The following is a 17,555-nucleotide window of genomic DNA, read 5'->3' on the forward strand; positions in this document are numbered from 1 at the left end:
AGGAGATTGGATGGTATGACTGCTGGAATGGATTGGGATGTTGCCGCCAGAGCGGATGTTTCCTCTGAAGACACCCTGCACGGGAAATTTCTGGTATTCAAGGTCGGCAATGAGGACTTTGGCATTGAAATCCGTCATGTCACCGAAATCGTCGGCATTCAGAAGATCAATGAAGTGCCCGATCTGCCGGGGTACATGAAGGGAGTCATCAACCTGCGCGGCAAAGTCATTCCGGTGATGGATATCCGATCCAGATTCGGTATGGTCGGCCGGGAATACGATGAACGTACCTGCATTATCGTGGTGCATGTGGAAAGCGGCACCGCGGGCCTGATTATCGATCAGGTCAAGGAGGTTACGGAAATCGCCGATGGCCAGATCGAGCCCCCGCCGGCGGGAGCCGGGCGTTCCGGCCAGTATGTGCAGGGACTCGGCAAGGTCAATGATGAAGTCAAGATCCTTCTGGACGTACAGAGACTGTTTTATGTCTGATGCGTTAATTGCAGGCCAGGCCGCCTTTCCTGACAGCGGCATGCTCATGAGCATCTCCGACGAGGAGTTCGGTTTGCTGCGTTCGCTGATCTATCAGCGTTTCGGAATCAATCTGACGGATCAGAAACGGTCTTTGCTGGTCGGCAGGCTGCAAAAGATCCTTCGGCAAAGCGGCCATGCCAGTTTCAAAAGTTACTATGAGGCGTTGCTGGAGGATAAAACCGAGCAGGCGCTGAGTTTGCTGGTCGATCGTATTTCGACCAACCACACCTATTTTTTTCGGGAAAAGTCGCATTTCGAGTTTTTCAGCGATACCGTATTGCCGCAGCTTGCAACAGCTCTGGAGCAACGGGGCAGCCGCGACATCCGTATCTGGTGCGCCGGCTGCTCCAGCGGTGAAGAAGCGTACATGCTGCTGATGCTGCTGCGCGAGTTTCTCGGCAACAGGTATTGCCAGTGGGATGGCGGCATACTGGCCACCGATATTTCCTCCCGGGTTCTGGATATCGCCCGGCGCGGCATCTATCCGCGGGACCGGGTCAAGATGCTGCCCGAATCGCTGCTGCGCAAGTATTTTCGCAGTTTGTCCGACGGCCAGTACGAAGTGGTGCCGGAGTTGCGACAGGAGGCAACTTTTCGGCGGTTCAATCTCATGAATGACGTTTTCCCGTTCAAAAAGCCTTTTCATGTCATTTTCTGTCGCAATGTGATGATTTATTTCGACGACCCGACGCGCAAGGCCCTGGTGCAGAAGTTTCATCGGCATACCGCCGAAGGCGGCTACTTTTTTCTGGGGCACTCGGAAACCCTGGGACGGGGCCAGAATCTGTTCAGATATCTGGCTCCCGCCGTCTACCACAAACAGTGATCCGATATTATCGATGCCAAAAAAAATTCGTGTTCTGGTTATAGACGATTCCGCTCTTGTCCGGCAGATTCTCAGCCAGGGGCTGTCCCTGGACCCCAATATCGAAGTTGTCGGGACCGCCGGAGATCCCTACATCGCCCGGGACAAGATCGTAAAACTGCAGCCCGACGTCCTTACCCTGGATGTTGAAATGCCGCGCATGGACGGGGTCGACTTTCTGCGCCGATTGATGCCGCAATATCCGCTGCCGGTGGTCATGGTCTCCTCTCTGACCCAGAAAGGCAAGCAGATCACCCTCGATTCCCTGGAGGCCGGCGCCGTTGATTTCGTCTCCAAGCCGACCAGCGATATCGCCCGGGGACTCAGGGAAATGCTGGCGGAATTGTGCGCCAAGGTCAAGCTGGCGTCCACCGCCAATGTTTCTCATTGGAAAGCCGCGCGTCATGCTGTGCCCAGCCAGCTGAAGACCCTGGAAAAGCGTGCCCTGGCGGAATCGACGGATAAAGTCATCGCCATCGGCGCCTCCACCGGAGGAACCGAGGCGATTCGCAAGATCATCGCCCAGTTTCCGGCGACCATGCCGGGAGTCGTCATCGTGCAGCACATGCCGGCCGGTTTTACGCGGCTGTTCGCCGAGCGTCTCAATCAGCTGTGTGCCATGGAGATCAAGGAAGCCGTCAGCGGCGATCGTATCATGCCCGGCCGGGTGCTTATCGGTCCCGGGGGGTACCACATGAAGGTGGTGCGCTCCGGTGGTATGTATCAGGTGCGCTGCGAGCCGGGGCCTCCGGTCAAGGGACATTGTCCCTCTGTGGATGTGATGATGCATTCCGTCGCCCAGCATGTAGGAGGCAATGCCATCGGCGTGATGCTGACCGGCATGGGTTCCGACGGCGCCGAGGGAATGAAAGCCATGCGCGACGCGGGGGCGCGCAATCTGGCCCAGGACGAAGCCAGCTGCGTCGTGTTCGGCATGCCAAAGGTGGCTTATGAACTTGGTGGCGCCCACGCCCTGGTGCCGCTGGACTGCATGGCGGGAAGAATTGTCGATTTGCTTTCGGAGCGGCGCGTATGAGCGATATCATTCTGGGGATCGGGGGGCTGGGCGCTACCAGCCAGCCCGGTGCGGTGGTCAAGACCTATGCCCTGGGTTCCTGCGTGGCCGTGACCATGTACGATCCCAACCTTAAAATTGCGGGGATGGTGCATGTCGCGCTTCCCGAATCGAAGCTCAACCGCGCCAAGTCCGAGGAATGCCCGGGCTATTTTGCCGATCTTGGCGTCCCTTTGCTGTTCAGGGAGATGGCGCGCCTGGGCTGCCAGGCCAAAGGCCGCGGGCTGGTGGTGAAAATGCTGGGCGGGGCGTCGGTAATGGCCGGCAACGACACGTTCAACATCGGCAAGCGCAACATATTGGCGGTAAAGAAAATTTTGTGGACGCTTGGCATGGGGCCGGTCGCGGAAGATGTCGGGCAGAATTTCAGCCGTACCGTCACGTTGCATGTGGATACCGGGCTGGTGGCCGTGTCGTGTCCCGGCCGTGGCCAGTGGCAGATATGAAGGGGGGGGGGATGGAATCCATGATCAGCGCCGGGCATATCCGGGAAGCTATTGAAAAACTGCCGATGCTGTCGCCCAATGTCAGCCGCTTGCTGCAGCTTCTGGCAGGGGAAGATTATGAACTTGACGACGTCGTCAATATCGTCAAATATGATGCAGCTCTTACCGCCAGGGTTCTCAAGGTCGTCAATTCGCCGGTTTTCGGTCTGTTGTCTCCGGTGACATCCCTTGAGCGTGCCATTAGCTACCTCGGAAAATGGATTGTGGTGAGCACCGTTCTGGCGGACAGCACCGGCGATCTTTTCAGCCAACCGCTGGACGGGTATGATGGCCAGGAAAACGCTTTGTGGCGCCATGACCTGTTTGCGGCTTTTTCCAGCTGCGAAGTTGCCAGGTTCGCACGTCAGGGTTTTGAAACCGGGCTGGCGTTTACCGCCGGACTGTTGCACGACATCGGCAAATATGTTTTTTCGCCGTTCTGGAAAACCGCGGCTCCCCAGGCGCTGGAGCGAATCCAGCAGGGCAGCGTTGCCGATTACCTGGCGGCCGAACAGGCTCTGGCCGGGATGAATCATGCCCAGGTCGGATATGAAATGGCGCGGCACTGGAAGTTTCCCGAATCCCTGCAGCAGGCCATTTTGCACCATCATACGCCGCAACAGGCGCCGGAGGAATACCGTGCCCTGGCATTTGCCGCGCATCTGGGTGACATGTGCGCCATGATGGCCGGCTGCGATACCGGTAACGACGGCATGCAATATCAGCTGGATGCCGGTTACACGGAGTACTTCGAGATTACGTCTCAGTCCCTGGCGCAAATTCTGCTGGAGGCGGAAGTCCAGTTTAAAAAAGCAGTTTCGTCTCTTTCTTCTGAAGAGGAGGTTTATAAGTGAAACGCATCGTCATTGCCGACGACTCGGCCACGGCGCGCATGGTTATCCGGCGCTGTCTGGAGATCATCGGTCTGGGAGACGCCGGCATGGTGGAAGTTCCCAATGGCAGGGAGGCCCTTGCCAGACTCAAGGAAGAACCGGCCGATCTGCTGGTCACCGACCTCAACATGCCCATCATGGACGGTGAAACACTGCTCAAGTGGGTCAAGGGCAGCCCCAAGCTCAACCATGTGCCGGTGGTGGTGATCACCAGTGCGGGAAATCCTGCGAAGGAGGCGCTGCTGTCCGAGTTGGGGGCGTTCGCGGTCCTTGACAAGCCGATTTCACCGGCCACGCTCCTGAAGAAGCTCGAACCGCTGATGCAATGAACAGGGAGAAATCATGAACCGCAATTTTGATGAACTGGTTCGCCAATCCATTGCCGTGACGCTCGAGAATATGGCGTTCATGGAAGTTCTGCCGCAAACCGGCGATACCGCCGAAGAGACCGCGGAAAACAGCATGTCGGCGCGTCTGCTGGTTCTCGACCCGGTGCAGGCGGAGTTGGTGCTGACGGTGCCGGTTTCGCTGCTCGGGAACGTCATCGATGTGGTGCACGCCTTTCCGGACGACGAGGTGGTCGAGCAGATCCAGACCGATATGCTCGGAGAGCTTCTCAATACGGTTGCCGGACGTCTGCTTAACGACTTTTTACCCGGCGACCAGACCTATCGGCTCGGTTTGCCGGAGGTGTGCCGGGAACGGCCGGTTTTATGCGACGGTCCCAGAAAAACCTGGAAGTACGATGTGGAGGGAGATCCGCTGTCCCTGACCATTATCGGCTGCGGGTTGTTCCCGACGGATTCGGAAACTGCCTGAGGCCTCATAACGGGCCGGGCTTTACACCCTTTATGGAAGGATAAACGGCATCATGGGAAAAAAGGTTCTGATTGTTGATGACTCCAACACCATGCGGAAAATTGTCGCACGCTCCTTGCGCCAGGCCGGCTTCGAGTTTGAAAAATTGCTGGAAGCCGCTGACGGGCAGGCTGCCCTGGAAATTTTGGCGGGAGAAACCGTCGATATTGTGCTGAGCGACATCAACATGCCGGTTATGGATGGCATCGAATTCTTGCGCCAGAAAAACGCGGATGCCCAGATCAAGGCCATCCCCGTCGTGATGATAACTACCGAGGCGGGTACCGACGTGCTTAACGAAGCCTTGTCCCTCGGCGCCGTGGGCACGATCAAAAAGCCCTTCACACCGGAGCAGGTCCAAGAGGTGTTGGGCAATTTCCTGTGATAAGGAGAACATTCCGTGGATTTAGGTAAATGTATTTCGGATGCAACGCAGGAAATTTTTCAATCCATGCTGATGTGCGAGGCACATCCGTCCGCGCCTCTGGCGACGCGCTCCAACAAATTTACCGATTCGGTTTCCGGCCTGGTCGGACTGGCTGGCAACTATCGCGGCATGCTGGCTATCCATGTTCCCAATGACGTTGCCATGGCCATCACCAGCAAGTTTCTGTTCATGGATGTCGAGGAGATCAACGACGACGTCAAGGATGCCATCGGTGAACTCGCCAATATGCTCGCCGGCAGCGTCAAATCCATGCTCACCGAGACCGGCACCGGCCTCAAACTGGCCATTCCCTCGGCGATCTCCGGAGCCGAGTACGAGGTGGAGTGCCTTTCGGATGGCGATGGCGTGATTGTGCCTTTTTGCATCGAGGAAGGCGCGTTTCTGGTTGAATGCTATCTGCAGAACAGTTGATGGTGAAAACCGCGCGATCGGCTGCCGGGGGAGCGCCTCCCGGCGGCGGATCGTGCGGTTTTTTGATTTTCAACGGGTGATTATTTCCTGTGCCCCGGAGCCGGACCGCCTGATGGCGGCCGGCGGCGGCGATTGTTGACGGTTATGGGCGAAAACCAGCATATAACAGCCATACTTGATACGCTTGCGGAAAAACTGGCGGTCGGTCTGGGCGATCTTCTCGGTTGCGAAGTGGCCGTATCTCTGGCCGCCGAGCGCCGTGTGACCAAAGCCGGCTTTTTCGCATCTTTCCAAAAAAAGCTGGTGATGGCCGACTTTGACGTCAGTGGCAGCCGCGAAGGCAAGATGTACTGCTTCAATCAATTGAAGGACGCAGTGCTGCTTGGCGGCACTTTGATCATGCTGCCGCCTGCCGAGCTGGAAAAACAGGTACGCAAGGAAGCCTTCAATGAAGATGAGGCCGATGCCTATGGCGAGATCGTCAACATCATCTCGGGCGAGCTGATCCAGGCCTTTGACGAAGCCGCGCTGGACAAGCTGCATTTTAAAAAAAATACGATTGAAGTGGTGGTTCCCGGCAGGATCGAGGCCGAAAGCGACAAGCCTTTCGGGCCGGGGGACCTGTACCAGGTGTCTTTCGGCATGACCCTGGACGGGCAGCCACTGCAGTGCATGGAGATGCTTTTTCCCTCGGATCTGCTGGGGCTTGAACCGCTTGTGATCGAGCCCGCCGCGCCTCGGCAGGCGGCTGCCGTTGTCGAGGCCGTGCCGACGCAGGCCGCGGACAGGGCGGAAGATCCGCGAAATACGGTGCTGGTGGTGACGGGGCGCAAGGAGGGATCGCATGATCTCGCCGATGCCTGCATCGCCGAAGGTTTCGTGCCGCAGGTGGTCGGATATCAGGATGACTTCCAGCCTTTCGGACCGCAAGGCACCGCTCCGGTGAAAGCAGCGGTGTTCACCATGGACGACACCAAGGAGCAGGGTCTGGCGGCCATCATCAAGGCCAGGGCGGTTCTGGGAGAGAAGGTGCCGCTGATTGCCGCGGGCGGTCAGTGGACCCGCAGCCAGGTACTGCAGGCGGTAAAATACGGTGTGCGGGATATTGTGGTACTGCCCAGTTCCCCGGAGGACATCAGGGACAAGCTGAGACAGCACCTGGCCTAGTTTTCATCGGGTGACAGCTCTTTCCAGCCGCGGCGGCCTCAGCCCTCGCCGGTCTGGATGTTTTTGCGTTTCAGTTTTTCGATCAGGGTGGTGCGCTTGAGGTTGAGCAGTTTCGCGGCTTCGCGCTTGTTGCCGCCGGTGATATTGAGCGCCTGCAGAATCAGCTGATTCTCGAAACGGCTGACCAGCAGATTGAAGTCAACGCCGCCTTCTTCCAGACTGATGGTGTTTTCAGGCCCTTGCGAGGCTTGCTGCGCGGGGGCCGCTTCATCGAGGCATTGGTACTTCTCCGGAAGATCCTCGCGGTTGACGGTCTGCCCGGCAAAAAAGATGGACATGCGCTGTACCAGGTTTTCCAGTTCGCGTACGTTGCCTGGCCACGGGTATAGTTTCAGCGCCTGCATGGCGTCTTCCTCAAACCCCTTGAAGGGGTTTTTTTTCTTGCGATTGTAGATGGCGACAAACCGGTCGATGAGCAGCGGGATGTCGTCCTTTCGTTTGCGCAAGGGCGGAATCGGCAGAGGAATGACATTGAGCCGGTAATACAAATCCTCGCGGAAACGTCCTTCGGCAACGGATTTTTCGAGGTCGCGGTGCGTCGCGGCCACCACCCGCACGTCGATGGAAACCGGCTTAACGCCGCCGACGGGTTCGAACTCCTTTTCCTGCAAGACCCGCAGCAGCTTGGCCTGCAGGCTGGCCTTCATGTCGCCGATTTCATCCAGAAACAGGGTCCCGCCATCGGCGTATTGCAGACGTCCCATCTTGGCCTGATTGGCGCCGGTGAAAGCCCCCTTGACGTAGCCGAACAATTCGCTTTCCAGAAGGTCCTCGGGAATGGCGGCGCAGTTCACCGGTACGAAATTCTTGCGACTGCGGGGCCCATGGGCATGGATGGCGCGGGCCACCAGTTCCTTGCCGGTGCCGCTCTCCCCGAGTACCAGCACCGAAGAATCCCCCTCCACAGCCAGCTTTTCAATACAATTGAAAAGCTGCCGCATTTTCGGGGACTGGCCGATAATCCCGTGAAAACCGTCGGATTTGCGGAATTTGCGACCGCGCACTTCGCCTTTGGTGAGCAAATCGTGATGCTGCAGGGCGCGGGAAGTGGCAATGATGGTTTCCTCGTGGTTGTAGGGGGTGTTGAGGCAGAAAAAGGCGCCGAGCTTCAACGCCTCCAGCCCCATGTTGCGCTGGTCGACCGGGGTGCCGACAATGGTCACGACCTGGGTGTTGAGTTGCGAAGCCTGCTTCAGAAGGTCCAGCCCCTGGTTGGTGGGCGCGAAAAGATCCGTGAGGATGACGGATATTTCGTCTTCCTGCATCAATGCCAGGGCTTCTTCGGGGGAATTCGCCTCGAGGACGGCGCAGTCGACGGTGCGCCGGATGGCGACGGCCAAACCGTTTCTCTCTTTGGCATTGTTGTGGACAAGGAGGACGCTGCGCAATGAATAGAACATGGGTATCCGTTCAGGTTGCCTCCGCTTGCTGCATGCCCCTGACTATGGCGGTGGCTCGTAACAAACAGGGTGTGACAAAAAATACGCCGGTATACTAGCAAAAAATCCGGCTATGTAACAGAAATTTTTGTTTTTTAAACCTCGTTTCAGGGTAAAAAGGGCATCGATCCGGGAAGCACAGCCGATCGTGACATAAAAAAAGTGTGGTTGGAACGCCGCTTTTTTCGGTGTTTGCCGTTGCACTAAACCAGGATATCGATTTGCGATCCCCGTCGCTCCGCCGGCCAGTCGGAGTCGCCAGGTTGTTTTTCGTAGGATTCGCGAATCCGCCGGCGCGCCGCCGGAGTTTCCGCTGGGCTTTCCGCAACCGCTCCCGCATCGGATACTTCGCTGGATGCGCAGGGAGCGGGCAGGGCGATGGCGCAGGCGTCGGCTGGCCGCCGGATACAGTTGCTGAAGCGGGCGGCGGCAGCAAGTCCTGATGCCGACAGGGTTATGCGGTCGACGGGAGTCACCGATTGCGTCGTTGCGGTGCCCGCCTGGCGTGGGCCGATCCGCCCCCGGATCATCGGTTCCAGAAGCGAAGCCTGCCAAGGAGCCCTGGCTTTCGGATGAATTTTGGTCATGGTGCAAAACCGATTATCGGGTTGATGTTTGCTGCATTGCCTGCTGCAAGCTTACCCCGGCTTGAGGGAAGATCAACGGCGTTTCATCGTGATTCCTTGCCGCAGCGAGGTGTGAAACAGGGTCGGGGGAGCAGTTGTCCACAGTGTTTGTGGAGAACCCCGGGAATCGCCGGGGTGGAAGCCGTGTAAGTTATCGGAACAGCGATCAAGTTAGCGTATTGCCAGAATTCTGTGCAGTTTGTGCAAGTCGCGATGGCCGCCGCGGACACCCCGGCGCACTATGGTTGGTCGCCAAAAACCTGGGCCGAAAAGATGTAAATATCCGCATTTTCGGAATCCCAGGCATTGGCCGGCAGCCCCGCTTTGGTGCAGGTCTGCTGCAGGAAGGTGTCCCGATCCCAGCCGTATTCAACGGCAACCTGGGGCAGCAGCACCCCCCGGTGAAAGCCTTTTTCTATATACAGGCCATGGGTTCCAACCTGAATGGCCTGTATGTCGTCGATTTTCTGCAAAGGTGAAAGCACCGAGATCTCCACGTGGAACTTGTCAAGATCGGTTTCTTCCATGGGATAGAAGCGCGGATCCTTGGTGGCGGCGGCGCAGGCCATTTCCGCAACTTCGCGGTAGAGGGGCCATTGAGACTGGAAATTGCCGATGCAGCCGCGCAGGCGTCCATCCTTTTTGATGGATACGAAACAGCCGAGCCGTGCATTGAGGGCTTTTTCCTCTCTCGGTTCGACGCAGAGCTGGCCGGTGCGGACGCAGCACGCGATGGATTGTCTGGCAATGGCCAGCAGAATGGACTGATGTTGGGTCGACAGTGCCTGATGCATGAACCCTCCTGACAGCAGAGCTTTGTCCAGCATGGTGTGGATAGGGGCGTGAAATCCGATTTGATCCGAATATAGTCAGATTGCCCGGTTATGACAAGACAATCAGTTGGTGAAAAATGGAAAAAGCGGCCCGTTGATACAACGGGCCGCCGTTCAAAACGGGCTATTTGTTTTTATCGAACTTTTTGCGGGCATTGGCGTCGAGCAGTTTCTTGCGCAGCCGAATGGAGGTCGGGGTGACTTCGACCAGTTCGTCGTCGTTGATGTATTCGAGAGCCTGCTCCAGGCTCAGCAACCGCGGCGGCGTCAGGCGAATGGCATCATCGCTGCCCGATGCCCGGACGTTGGTAAGCTTTTTGCCTTTGCACGGATTGACCACCATGTCGCTCTGCTTGGCGTTTTCACCGATGATCATGCCTTCGTAGACCCTGACGCCGGGGTCGACGAACAGGGTGCCGCGATCCTGCAGGGTGAAGAGGGCGTAGCCCGCCGTTTCGCCATCTTCCATAGCTACCAGCACGCCGTTGCTGCGGCCGGGAATGGGGCCTTTGTAGGGTGCGTACTCATTGAAGGTGTGGTTCATGACGCCGGTGCCGCGGGTGTCGGTCAGAAACTCGGTACGGAAACCAATCAGGCCGCGGGCCGGTATGCTGAACTCCAGCCGGTTGATGCCATCCATGGGGTGCATGGAGATCATTTCCGCCTTGCGTTTGCCGAGTTTTTCAATGACCGTGCCCTGATGCTCCTCGGGAACATCGATGATCAGATGTTCCATGGGCTCGCAGCGCTGACCGTCGATATCCCTGAAAATGACTTCCGGTTTGGAGACGGAGAGCTCGAACCCTTCCCGGCGCATGTTTTCGATGAGGATGGAAAGATGCAGTTCGCCGCGCCCCGAAACCCGAAAGGTATCGGTGTTGTCCGTTTCTTCGACGCGCAGGGAGACGTTGGTGCGTAACTCGCGCATCAGGCGGTCGCGCAGATTGCGCGAGGTGACGAATTTTCCTTCCCGGCCGGCGAAGGGCGAGGTGTTGATGGAAAAGTTCATGGACAGGGTCGGCTCGTCGATGGCGATGGAAGGCAGCGCCTGGGGGCAGCTTTCATCGGCGAAGGTTTCCCCGATGCCGACCTCTTCGAATCCGGCGATGCTGACAATGTCGCCGGCCGGGGCCTGTTCCAGTTCGATCTGGGTAACCCCCTGGTAGCCGATCAATTTGCTGATGCGCCCCTTTCCGACACTGCCGTCCCGCTTGATCAGGGCGATGGTCTGGCCGGTGCGAACCTTGCCGTTGGCAATCTTGCCGGTGGCGATGCGACCCAGGTAGTCGTTGTAGCCGATGCTTGTAACCAGCATCTGGAAGGGGGCATCCGGGTTCCCGGCGGGGGGGCTGACTTTCTCGCGGATCAGGTCGAACAGCGGTTCGAGGTTGTCCGATTCCTGGTCAAGGTCGCGCTTGGCGATGCCGGCCTTGGCGTTGGTGTAGATGATGGGGAAGTCGAGCTGTTCCTCGCAGGCGTTGAGTTCGCAGAACAGATCGAAAACCATGTCCACCACCTGGGCCGGCCGGCAACCGGGGCGGTCGATCTTGTTGATGACGACGATCGGCTTCAGTCCCAGATCGAGGGATTTTTTCAGCACGAAGCGGGTCTGGGGCATGGGGCCGTCGAAAGCGTCCACCAGCAGCAGCACGCAATCGACCATCTTCAGTACCCGCTCCACCTCTCCGCCGAAATCGGCATGGCCGGGAGTGTCGACGACATTGATCTTGAGGCCGTTGTGATGGATGGAAAGGTTTTTTGAAAGGATGGTGATGCCCCGCTCTTTTTCCAGGTCGTTATTGTCCATGACCCGTTCGGCAACCACCTGGTTGTCTCGGAAGACGCCGGATTGTCTCAGCATGGCGTCCACCAGGGTTGTCTTGCCGTGGTCGACGTGGGCGATAATGGCGATGTTACGAATGTTTTGCAGCATAAAACGTCTATGGTCTCCTTGCCCGGGTTGTTGTATTGAAAAATCTCACCATGCTATAACAACACAGATTTTTATGCCAGATAAAAATTCGAGCACAAATCTTCCGGCCGCTGACAACCGCACCTGTGCCGGCGAAGCATATCAGCCGGGGGCGAACGATTGGCGCAATTGCCCGGGATAACCCTCTTGCCGCGGCGGCAGCGGCGTTTTATGATAAAAAATATTTGATGTCGTCTGTTTGTCTCACGAATTTCCGAGAAGGGAGTCGCTATTATGCGTATCACATCTGTTCGGTTGGTGTCTGTTGCGGCATTGGCATGGCTGTGTACGGCGGGCTGTGCCGTCAATCCGGTTACGGGCCGGCAGGAGCTGGCGCTATTTTCCGTGTCGCCCTCCCAGGAAATTCAGCTGGGCAAGGAGGCTTTTCCGAAAGCCGTGCAGCAGATGGGCGGCGAGTATGCCGATAAGCAGCTTGCCGGTTATGTCAACAGCGTCGGTTTGCGTGTGGCCAGGGTCTCCGAAAGGCCGGAGCTGCCTTACGAGTTCCGCGTGCTTAACGATTCCACCCCCAATGCCTTCGCCCTGCCGGGTGGCTATATCGCCATTACCCGGGGGTTGCTGGCCAGTCTCGAAAATGAAGCCCAGCTGGCAGCCGTTCTCGGTCATGAGGTGGGGCACGTCACCGCTCGCGATTCGGTGCAGGGCATGCAGCGCGGTACCCTGCTGAACGTCGGACTGGCGGTGCTCTCGGCGGCGACCGGTTCCAGCGCCTATGGCACCGCCGCCACCCAGGCAGGGCAGCTCGCCGCCGGCTTGCTGGACAACCGGTTCAGCCGGGACCAGGAACGCCAGGCCGACCGCCTGGGGGTCGATTACATGGTGCGCGCCGGTTACAACCCCCGCGGCAGCATCCAGCTGCAGGAATTTTTTTACCGCACCGTGGAGGGCGGGGCCGAGCCGATGTGGCTGACGGGACTGTTCCGTACCCATCCTTTCTCCAAGGAACGCATGCAGGATCTGCAAGCCTATGTTGCCCAGCGCTACCCGGCCCAGACGGCTGATTCCCGTTTTGTGCTTAACGCGCAGCCTTTTCAGCGTGCCATTGCCGGCTTGAAGACAACCGCGAAGGGGTACGAGCTGTATGACAAGGCCCGCGAGCAGGAAGCGCAGGGGGACGTGTCCGGTGCCATCGCGACATATCTGCAGGCTGCCGCCGCGGCCCCGGATCAGTCCCTGATTCTGACCGGGCTGGGCCTGGCCTATCTGCGTGCCCAAGATGTCCGCGCCGCCCGTCCGCACTTTGCCAGAGCGGTGCAACTGGATGACAATTATTATCTGTCGCGTCTGGGGCTGGGCATGGTTCATCTGGAACTGAACGAGATTCCCGCGGCGGTCGGCCATCTGCAGAAGAGCATGGATCTTCTGCCGACCGATCGCGGCGGTTACCTGCTGGCCACCGGTTACGAAAAACAGGGTCGTACCGCGCAGGCGCTGGAACTGTACGAGCAAATCGCAAAGGCTTATCCGCAAAGCAGCGTGGGACAGGCCGCCGCCAGAAAGGTGACTGAAATGCGGGGCAAATGATGCGGGAGTGCATTTTGCCGGAGGCCGGTGAACGGCTTATCTGGCAATCCTGCCCGGCGCCGAGGGCCTTTGTTTTCCGTCGCTGGCGATGGACTGTGGCTTGTCTGCCGATCTGGGTATGGGCCAGTCTCTGGTGGGTACAGGGGCCGTATCGGGGTGCTGTCGCGGCTTCCGGTCCGGCAACCCTTTACGGGCTGCTCTGGCTGTTGGCCGGATACGGGACCGTCGGCCATCTTCTGCTGGCCCGCTGGCGCTGGCGGCATCAGCGCTATTGGCTGACCGATCGCAGGCTTGTGGCCCGTCGGGGGCCCAGGCCGGGGCAGGTGCGGGAAATGCCGTTGGCGGATGTGGAAATCCGGGCCGTGGTTCCCCTTGGCGGACACATTGCCAGCGTGCGATTGCGCTCACGCATCAGCGGTGCCGCGTTGACGCTGCAATGTCTGGAAGGAGCCGATGTGCTGGTGCGCATGCTGGGTGCCGGCAATGGGAATGGCGGGAAACCGGTTGACACTCCGCGGGACCCTTGATTAACATGCCCAATCAACTTTAATGACCCCTGCGTCTGGTGGATGTGAAAACGGACTCGGGCAGAAAGATCCGCGGGAAACCATGGTTTCCCGCGGATCTTTCTGCCCCTTCTTGCCCATTGGGTTTTGGTGGGTTGTATCAGGATCGGTAATTTCACGTATGAAAACATTCTACCTGGAGACCTTCGGGTGCCAGATGAACGTGGTCGACTCCGAGCAGATCGTTGGCATTGCGCGGCAGCTCGACTATGTTCAGGTCGACAGCCCGGACCGGGCGGATCTCATTGTTCTCAACACCTGTACCATTCGCGCCCGCGCGGAGCGCAAGGTTTACGGACACCTCGGCCGCTTCAAACCTCTCAAGCAGCAGCGCCCTTCGCTAATCGTGGCCGTGTGCGGTTGTGTCGCTCAGCAGGAAGGCCGGCGCATGCTGGAAAAGACACCGCATCTCGACATCGTCTGCGGCACCCACAACCTGCACCTGTTTGCCGATATGTTGCGCCGGGTGCAGACGCGGCGTGAACGCTGCGCCGAGGTATCTTTTCTGGATGCCGGACAGCGGCGCCGGCTGTTTCCCGAGCGTTTGCCGAGTGACGAGGTTACGCGGTTCGTTACCGTGATCCAGGGCTGTGATAATTTCTGCACCTATTGTATCGTGCCGCACGTGCGCGGGCGGGAAGTGAGTCGACCCAGCGCCGAAGTGCTTGAAGAAGTGCGTGCCCTGGTGCGCCAGGGGGTGCGGGAAATCACCCTTGTCGGGCAGAACGTCAATTCCTACGGGTGCAAGGAGGGAGATGAAATCAGCTTTGCCGCGCTGTTGAGACAGATCAATGCGGTAGAGGGGCTGGAGCGGATTCGCTTCATGACGTCTCATCCCAAGGACCTGTCGGATGAACTGGTCGCCTGTTTCGGTGAGCTGGAAAAGCTGTGCAAGCACATTCACCTGCCGGTGCAGGCCGGCGCCAATTCCGTGTTGCGGGCCATGCGGCGCGGTTACAGTCGCGAACAGTATCTCGACCGCATCGCGCGCCTGCGGCAGGTGTGTCCCGAGATTCGCGTGACCTCCGACGTGATCGTAGGTTTTCCCGGCGAAACCGGGGCCGATTTTGAACAAACCATGGATCTGCTGCGTCAGGTGCGATATGCCGAGATCTACACGTTCCTTTATTCCGCCCGGCCTGGAACCGCCGCGGCCGAGTTGCCGGACGACACCCCCGCAACCCTCAAACAGGAGCGTTTTGACCGCATGCTGGCGTTGCAGGAAGAGATTACCGGAAACTATCATGAATCGGATGTCGGCAGGGTGCTGCCGGTACTGGTTGAAGGCAGCAGCCGGCAGGGCAGCGGTCAGTTGTTCGGGCGCACCACCTGGAATCGCATCGTCAATTTCGATGGTGACGCGGCTTTGATCGGTCACGTTGTTCCGGTGCGCCTGGTCCGCGCTTTTCGCAATTCCCATTTGGGCGAACTGGCCTGAACGGCGGCCGCCGTTTTCGTGAGGAGATGTCATGATCGATCTGCATACCCATACTGTTTTCAGCGACGGCGAACTGATCCCGGCGGAGCTGACGCGTCGCGCCGCGGTTGCCGGTTATCGTGCCATCGGCATCACCGATCACGGCGACCCGAGCAATATCGACCTGATCATACCGCGCATTGCCCGGGTTGCCGCGGTGCTGGGCGATGCCTGGGGATTGACGGTGCTGCCGGGCATCGAGCTGACCCACGTGCCTCCGGCGATGATCGCCGAAGTGGCGCGCGAGGCGCGCAAGCTCGGCGCCAGACTGGTGGTGTGCCACGGGGAGACGATTGTCGAGCCGGTTGCGCCGGGGACCAACCGCGCTGCCCTCGAAGCCGACATCGATGTCCTGGCCCATCCCGGTCTGCTCAGCGAAGAGGAGGCGACACTCGCCGCGCGACGCGGCATCTGTCTGGAGATCACCACCCGCAAGGGCCATTCCCTGACCAACGGCCATGTGGCCCGGCTGGCTCTCGCGGCCGGGGCGGCTCTGATCGTCAACACCGACAGCCATGCGCCGGGTGATCTGACACCGCTGGCGCAGGCGCGTCGCATCGCTCTGGGGGCCGGCCTCAGCGAAACCCAGTTTCAGCAGACGCGGCAGAATTCGGAAGACCTGGTGCGTAAACTCGGGGGATTCTGACAAACCATTTGCGAAGATTGAACCTTCCTTTGATATCAAGGTGAAAGACTATGAATGATCGTGCAGTGAATTTTTTGAAGGAGCTGGTCGAAACCCCGAGTCCTTCGGGGTTCGAACAGCCGGTGCAGCGTGTCATGCGCCGCGAGCTGGAGCCCGTGGCCGACGAGGTGCGTACCGATGTGATGGGTAACGTTATCGCGCGCATCGGCGCGGCATCCGATGGGGCGCTGCGGGTGATGCTGGCCGGGCATTGCGATGAAATCGGTTTCATGGTGCGCTATATCGACGACAAGGGATTTATCTATTTTGCCCCCATCGGCGGCGTCGATGCTCATCTGGTGCCGGGGCAGCGGGTGCATGTGCATACCGCCGCCGGCCCGGTGCTCGGCGTCGTGGGTAAAAAGCCCATTCACCTGATGGAGGCCAAGGATCGCGAAACGGTGGTTAAGTTGACCAGCCAGTTCATCGATCTGGGCTGCGTGGACGCCGAGGCCGCCCGCAACCTGGTGGCGGTGGGGGATCCGGTCACTTTCGCCGTCGGTTTCGAGCCACTGCAGGGCGCGTTGGCAGCCTCCCGGGGATTCGACGACAAGATGGGGGCGTTCATCGTCGCCGAGGTGTTGCGCGCCGTGCGTCGGCGCGGTGTGCCACCGGTCGAGGTTTTCGGCGTCTCCACGGTGCAGGAGGAAGTCGGCCTGCGGGGCGCGACCACCAGCACCTTTGGCATCGATCCTCACATCGGCATTGCCGTCGATGTCGGTTTCGCCAGCGATGTGCCGGGGGTTGAAATGAAAGAGATCGGTGAGTTCAAGGTCGGCGGCGGTCCCATCATCTCCCGCGGCGCCAATATCCATCCGGCTTTGTTCGAACTGCTGGTGCGTACGGCCCGTGAAGAGGATATCCCCTGTCAGATCATGGGCGCGCCGCGCGGTACCGGTACCGACGCTAACGCCATGCAGTTGTCCCGCGCGGGGGTGGCCGCGGCCCTGGTGCAGGTGCCCCTGCGCTACATGCATTCGCCGGTAGAGGTGCTGTCCCTGGATGACATCGATGCCACCATTCGGCTGTTGACCGGGGTGCTGTTCCGGTTGGACAACAGGTTTCCCATCATTCCGGATTGACCGTGGCCGATTTCTACTTGGGGATCGGTTTTCGGAGCACGGAGAAGGCACGGGGATGTTCCGGTTTTGCTGCCTGGAGAATCCCTGTGCCCTTTGTTGTTGTGCCGCGCGGCGAACCGTGAAGCCGGCCTCGCGGTGTCCCCTTGAAAAATCGGGCAGGCGACGGGAGCCTTGTGCCTCTGTTATGTACGGCGGAAAAAAATTGACAAATGATGGTGGTCCGCGATAGGGTGCTCGATTAATATTTTACCTTCACTCAAGGAGATGGCGATGCAGGCTCCCGGCAATATTATCGAAGGCCTAACTTTTGACGACGTTCTGCTTATTCCCGCACACTCAACGGTTCTCCCCAAGGAAGTCGAGCTGACCACGCAACTGACCCGCGATATCCAGCTCAATATCCCGCTGCTGTCCGCCGCCATGGATACCGTTACCGAGTCCCGCGCCGCCATCGGCATGGCACGGGAAGGGGGCATGGGGATCCTTCACAAGAATATGACACCGCAGGATCAGGCCCTGGAGGTTGATCAGGTC

Annotated in this window: 20 protein-coding genes; 16 read left to right on the forward strand and 4 right to left on the reverse strand. The window is 59.0% G+C overall.

The genetic code is table 11. The features are described from left to right. Positions 1-15 precede the first annotated feature (15 nt). The 10 genes from AB7E65_RS06770 (at position 16) to AB7E65_RS06815 (ending at position 6,736) form a co-directional block, all read left to right on the forward strand. Entirely contained in the window at positions 16-492 is a 477-nt protein-coding gene (locus AB7E65_RS06770; RefSeq protein ID WP_201257959.1) for a chemotaxis protein CheW, read from the forward strand. Continuing rightward, a complete protein-coding gene (locus tag AB7E65_RS06775; protein WP_428745521.1) occupies positions 485-1,360 on the forward strand; it encodes a CheR family methyltransferase in 876 nt (291 codons plus the stop codon). The genes AB7E65_RS06770 and AB7E65_RS06775 overlap by 8 nt, the downstream gene beginning before the upstream one ends. Before the next feature lie 13 nt (positions 1,361-1,373). Further along, entirely contained in the window at positions 1,374-2,435 is a 1,062-nt protein-coding gene (locus AB7E65_RS06780) for a protein-glutamate methylesterase/protein-glutamine glutaminase (RefSeq protein ID WP_072285509.1), read from the forward strand. After that, positions 2,432-2,920: a chemotaxis protein CheD gene (locus tag AB7E65_RS06785; protein ID WP_072285508.1), complete on the forward strand. Its 489-nt coding sequence runs from the start codon at positions 2,432-2,434 to the stop codon at positions 2,918-2,920. Before AB7E65_RS06780 ends, AB7E65_RS06785 begins: the two co-directional genes overlap by 4 nt. 11 nt (positions 2,921-2,931) lie before the next feature. Next, on the forward strand, positions 2,932-3,813 hold the full coding sequence (locus tag AB7E65_RS06790) for an HDOD domain-containing protein (RefSeq protein ID WP_072285507.1): 882 nt from the start codon (positions 2,932-2,934) through the stop codon (positions 3,811-3,813). After that, complete coding sequence (locus AB7E65_RS06795; protein WP_072285506.1) at positions 3,810-4,181, forward strand: response regulator; 372 nt, start codon at positions 3,810-3,812, stop codon at positions 4,179-4,181. The genes AB7E65_RS06790 and AB7E65_RS06795 overlap by 4 nt, the downstream gene beginning before the upstream one ends. A 13-nt stretch (positions 4,182-4,194) precedes the next feature. Beyond that, positions 4,195-4,671 carry a hypothetical protein gene (locus AB7E65_RS06800; protein WP_072285505.1) on the forward strand — a complete coding sequence of 159 codons (477 nt, stop codon included), beginning with the start codon at positions 4,195-4,197 and terminating at the stop codon, positions 4,669-4,671. Positions 4,672-4,723: 52 nt separating this feature from the next. Continuing rightward, positions 4,724-5,095: a response regulator gene (locus tag AB7E65_RS06805; protein WP_072285504.1), complete on the forward strand. Its 372-nt coding sequence runs from the start codon at positions 4,724-4,726 to the stop codon at positions 5,093-5,095. Positions 5,096-5,110: 15 nt separating this feature from the next. Next, entirely contained in the window at positions 5,111-5,569 is a 459-nt protein-coding gene (locus AB7E65_RS06810; protein ID WP_072285503.1) for a chemotaxis protein CheX, read from the forward strand. 144 nt (positions 5,570-5,713) lie between these two features. Then, entirely contained in the window at positions 5,714-6,736 is a 1,023-nt protein-coding gene (locus AB7E65_RS06815; RefSeq protein WP_072285502.1) for a hypothetical protein, read from the forward strand. A 38-nt stretch (positions 6,737-6,774) separates the two neighbouring features. Here the strand turns inward: AB7E65_RS06815 and AB7E65_RS06820 are convergent, their stop codons facing one another. The 4 genes from AB7E65_RS06820 to typA all read right to left on the reverse strand — a co-directional run bounded on the left by AB7E65_RS06820 (position 6,775) and on the right by typA (position 11,627). Beyond that, positions 6,775-8,196 (reverse strand): sigma 54-interacting transcriptional regulator, encoded by a 1,422-nt coding sequence (locus AB7E65_RS06820; RefSeq protein WP_428745522.1) that lies wholly within the window; start codon positions 8,194-8,196, stop codon positions 6,775-6,777. 242 nt (positions 8,197-8,438) lie between these two features. After that, positions 8,439-8,822: a hypothetical protein gene (locus tag AB7E65_RS06825; RefSeq protein WP_320361379.1), complete on the reverse strand. Its 384-nt coding sequence runs from the start codon at positions 8,820-8,822 to the stop codon at positions 8,439-8,441. A gap of 278 nt (positions 8,823-9,100) precedes the next feature. Next, complete coding sequence (amrA, locus tag AB7E65_RS06830) at positions 9,101-9,655, reverse strand: AmmeMemoRadiSam system protein A (RefSeq protein WP_072285499.1); 555 nt, start codon at positions 9,653-9,655, stop codon at positions 9,101-9,103. 163 nt (positions 9,656-9,818) lie between these two features. Next, positions 9,819-11,627 carry a translational GTPase TypA gene (gene typA, locus AB7E65_RS06835; protein WP_072285498.1) on the reverse strand — a complete coding sequence of 603 codons (1,809 nt, stop codon included), beginning with the start codon at positions 11,625-11,627 and terminating at the stop codon, positions 9,819-9,821. A 273-nt stretch (positions 11,628-11,900) separates the two neighbouring features. On the opposite strand from typA, the gene AB7E65_RS06840 reads away from it, so the two are divergent. The 6 genes from AB7E65_RS06840 to AB7E65_RS06865 all read left to right on the forward strand — a co-directional run. Further along, a complete protein-coding gene (locus AB7E65_RS06840; RefSeq protein ID WP_428745523.1) occupies positions 11,901-13,211 on the forward strand; it encodes a M48 family metalloprotease in 1,311 nt (436 codons plus the stop codon). A 95-nt stretch (positions 13,212-13,306) separates the two neighbouring features. After that, complete coding sequence (locus AB7E65_RS06845; RefSeq protein WP_428745524.1) at positions 13,307-13,738, forward strand: hypothetical protein; 432 nt, start codon at positions 13,307-13,309, stop codon at positions 13,736-13,738. A 151-nt stretch (positions 13,739-13,889) separates the two neighbouring features. After that, entirely contained in the window at positions 13,890-15,215 is a 1,326-nt protein-coding gene (miaB, locus tag AB7E65_RS06850) for a tRNA (N6-isopentenyl adenosine(37)-C2)-methylthiotransferase MiaB (RefSeq protein ID WP_407058562.1), read from the forward strand. A gap of 31 nt (positions 15,216-15,246) precedes the next feature. Further along, a complete protein-coding gene (locus AB7E65_RS06855; protein ID WP_320361375.1) occupies positions 15,247-15,900 on the forward strand; it encodes a histidinol phosphate phosphatase domain-containing protein in 654 nt (217 codons plus the stop codon). A gap of 50 nt (positions 15,901-15,950) precedes the next feature. Beyond that, a complete protein-coding gene (locus AB7E65_RS06860) occupies positions 15,951-17,021 on the forward strand; it encodes a M42 family metallopeptidase (protein WP_072285494.1) in 1,071 nt (356 codons plus the stop codon). 270 nt (positions 17,022-17,291) lie between these two features. Beyond that, the coding region (locus AB7E65_RS06865; protein ID WP_428745525.1) for an IMP dehydrogenase at positions 17,292-17,555 on the forward strand (264 nt) is incomplete at its 3' end.

Origin of the sequence: Syntrophotalea sp., assembly GCF_050253115.1 — a bacterium.
Classification (GTDB): Bacteria; Desulfobacterota; Desulfuromonadia; order Desulfuromonadales; family Syntrophotaleaceae; genus Syntrophotalea; species Syntrophotalea acetylenica.

Coding starts and splice junctions, on each gene's coding strand:
- AB7E65_RS06770 (WP_201257959.1), top strand. CDS start 16: ATGACTGCTGGAATGGATTGGGATGTTGCCGCCAGAGCGGATGTTTCC.
- AB7E65_RS06775 (WP_428745521.1), top strand. CDS start 485: ATGTCTGATGCGTTAATTGCAGGCCAGGCCGCCTTTCCTGACAGCGGC.
- AB7E65_RS06780 (WP_072285509.1), top strand. CDS start 1,374: ATGCCAAAAAAAATTCGTGTTCTGGTTATAGACGATTCCGCTCTTGTC.
- AB7E65_RS06785 (WP_072285508.1), top strand. CDS start 2,432: ATGAGCGATATCATTCTGGGGATCGGGGGGCTGGGCGCTACCAGCCAG.
- AB7E65_RS06790 (WP_072285507.1), top strand. CDS start 2,932: ATGGAATCCATGATCAGCGCCGGGCATATCCGGGAAGCTATTGAAAAA.
- AB7E65_RS06800 (WP_072285505.1), top strand. CDS start 4,195: ATGAACCGCAATTTTGATGAACTGGTTCGCCAATCCATTGCCGTGACG.
- AB7E65_RS06805 (WP_072285504.1), top strand. CDS start 4,724: ATGGGAAAAAAGGTTCTGATTGTTGATGACTCCAACACCATGCGGAAA.
- AB7E65_RS06815 (WP_072285502.1), top strand. CDS start 5,714: ATGGGCGAAAACCAGCATATAACAGCCATACTTGATACGCTTGCGGAA.
- AB7E65_RS06820 (WP_428745522.1), bottom strand. CDS start 8,196: ATGTTCTATTCATTGCGCAGCGTCCTCCTTGTCCACAACAATGCCAAA.
- AB7E65_RS06825 (WP_320361379.1), bottom strand. CDS start 8,822: ATGACCAAAATTCATCCGAAAGCCAGGGCTCCTTGGCAGGCTTCGCTT.
- amrA (WP_072285499.1), bottom strand. CDS start 9,655: ATGCATCAGGCACTGTCGACCCAACATCAGTCCATTCTGCTGGCCATT.
- typA (WP_072285498.1), bottom strand. CDS start 11,627: ATGCTGCAAAACATTCGTAACATCGCCATTATCGCCCACGTCGACCAC.
- AB7E65_RS06840 (WP_428745523.1), top strand. CDS start 11,901: ATGCGTATCACATCTGTTCGGTTGGTGTCTGTTGCGGCATTGGCATGG.
- AB7E65_RS06855 (WP_320361375.1), top strand. CDS start 15,247: ATGATCGATCTGCATACCCATACTGTTTTCAGCGACGGCGAACTGATC.
- AB7E65_RS06860 (WP_072285494.1), top strand. CDS start 15,951: ATGAATGATCGTGCAGTGAATTTTTTGAAGGAGCTGGTCGAAACCCCG.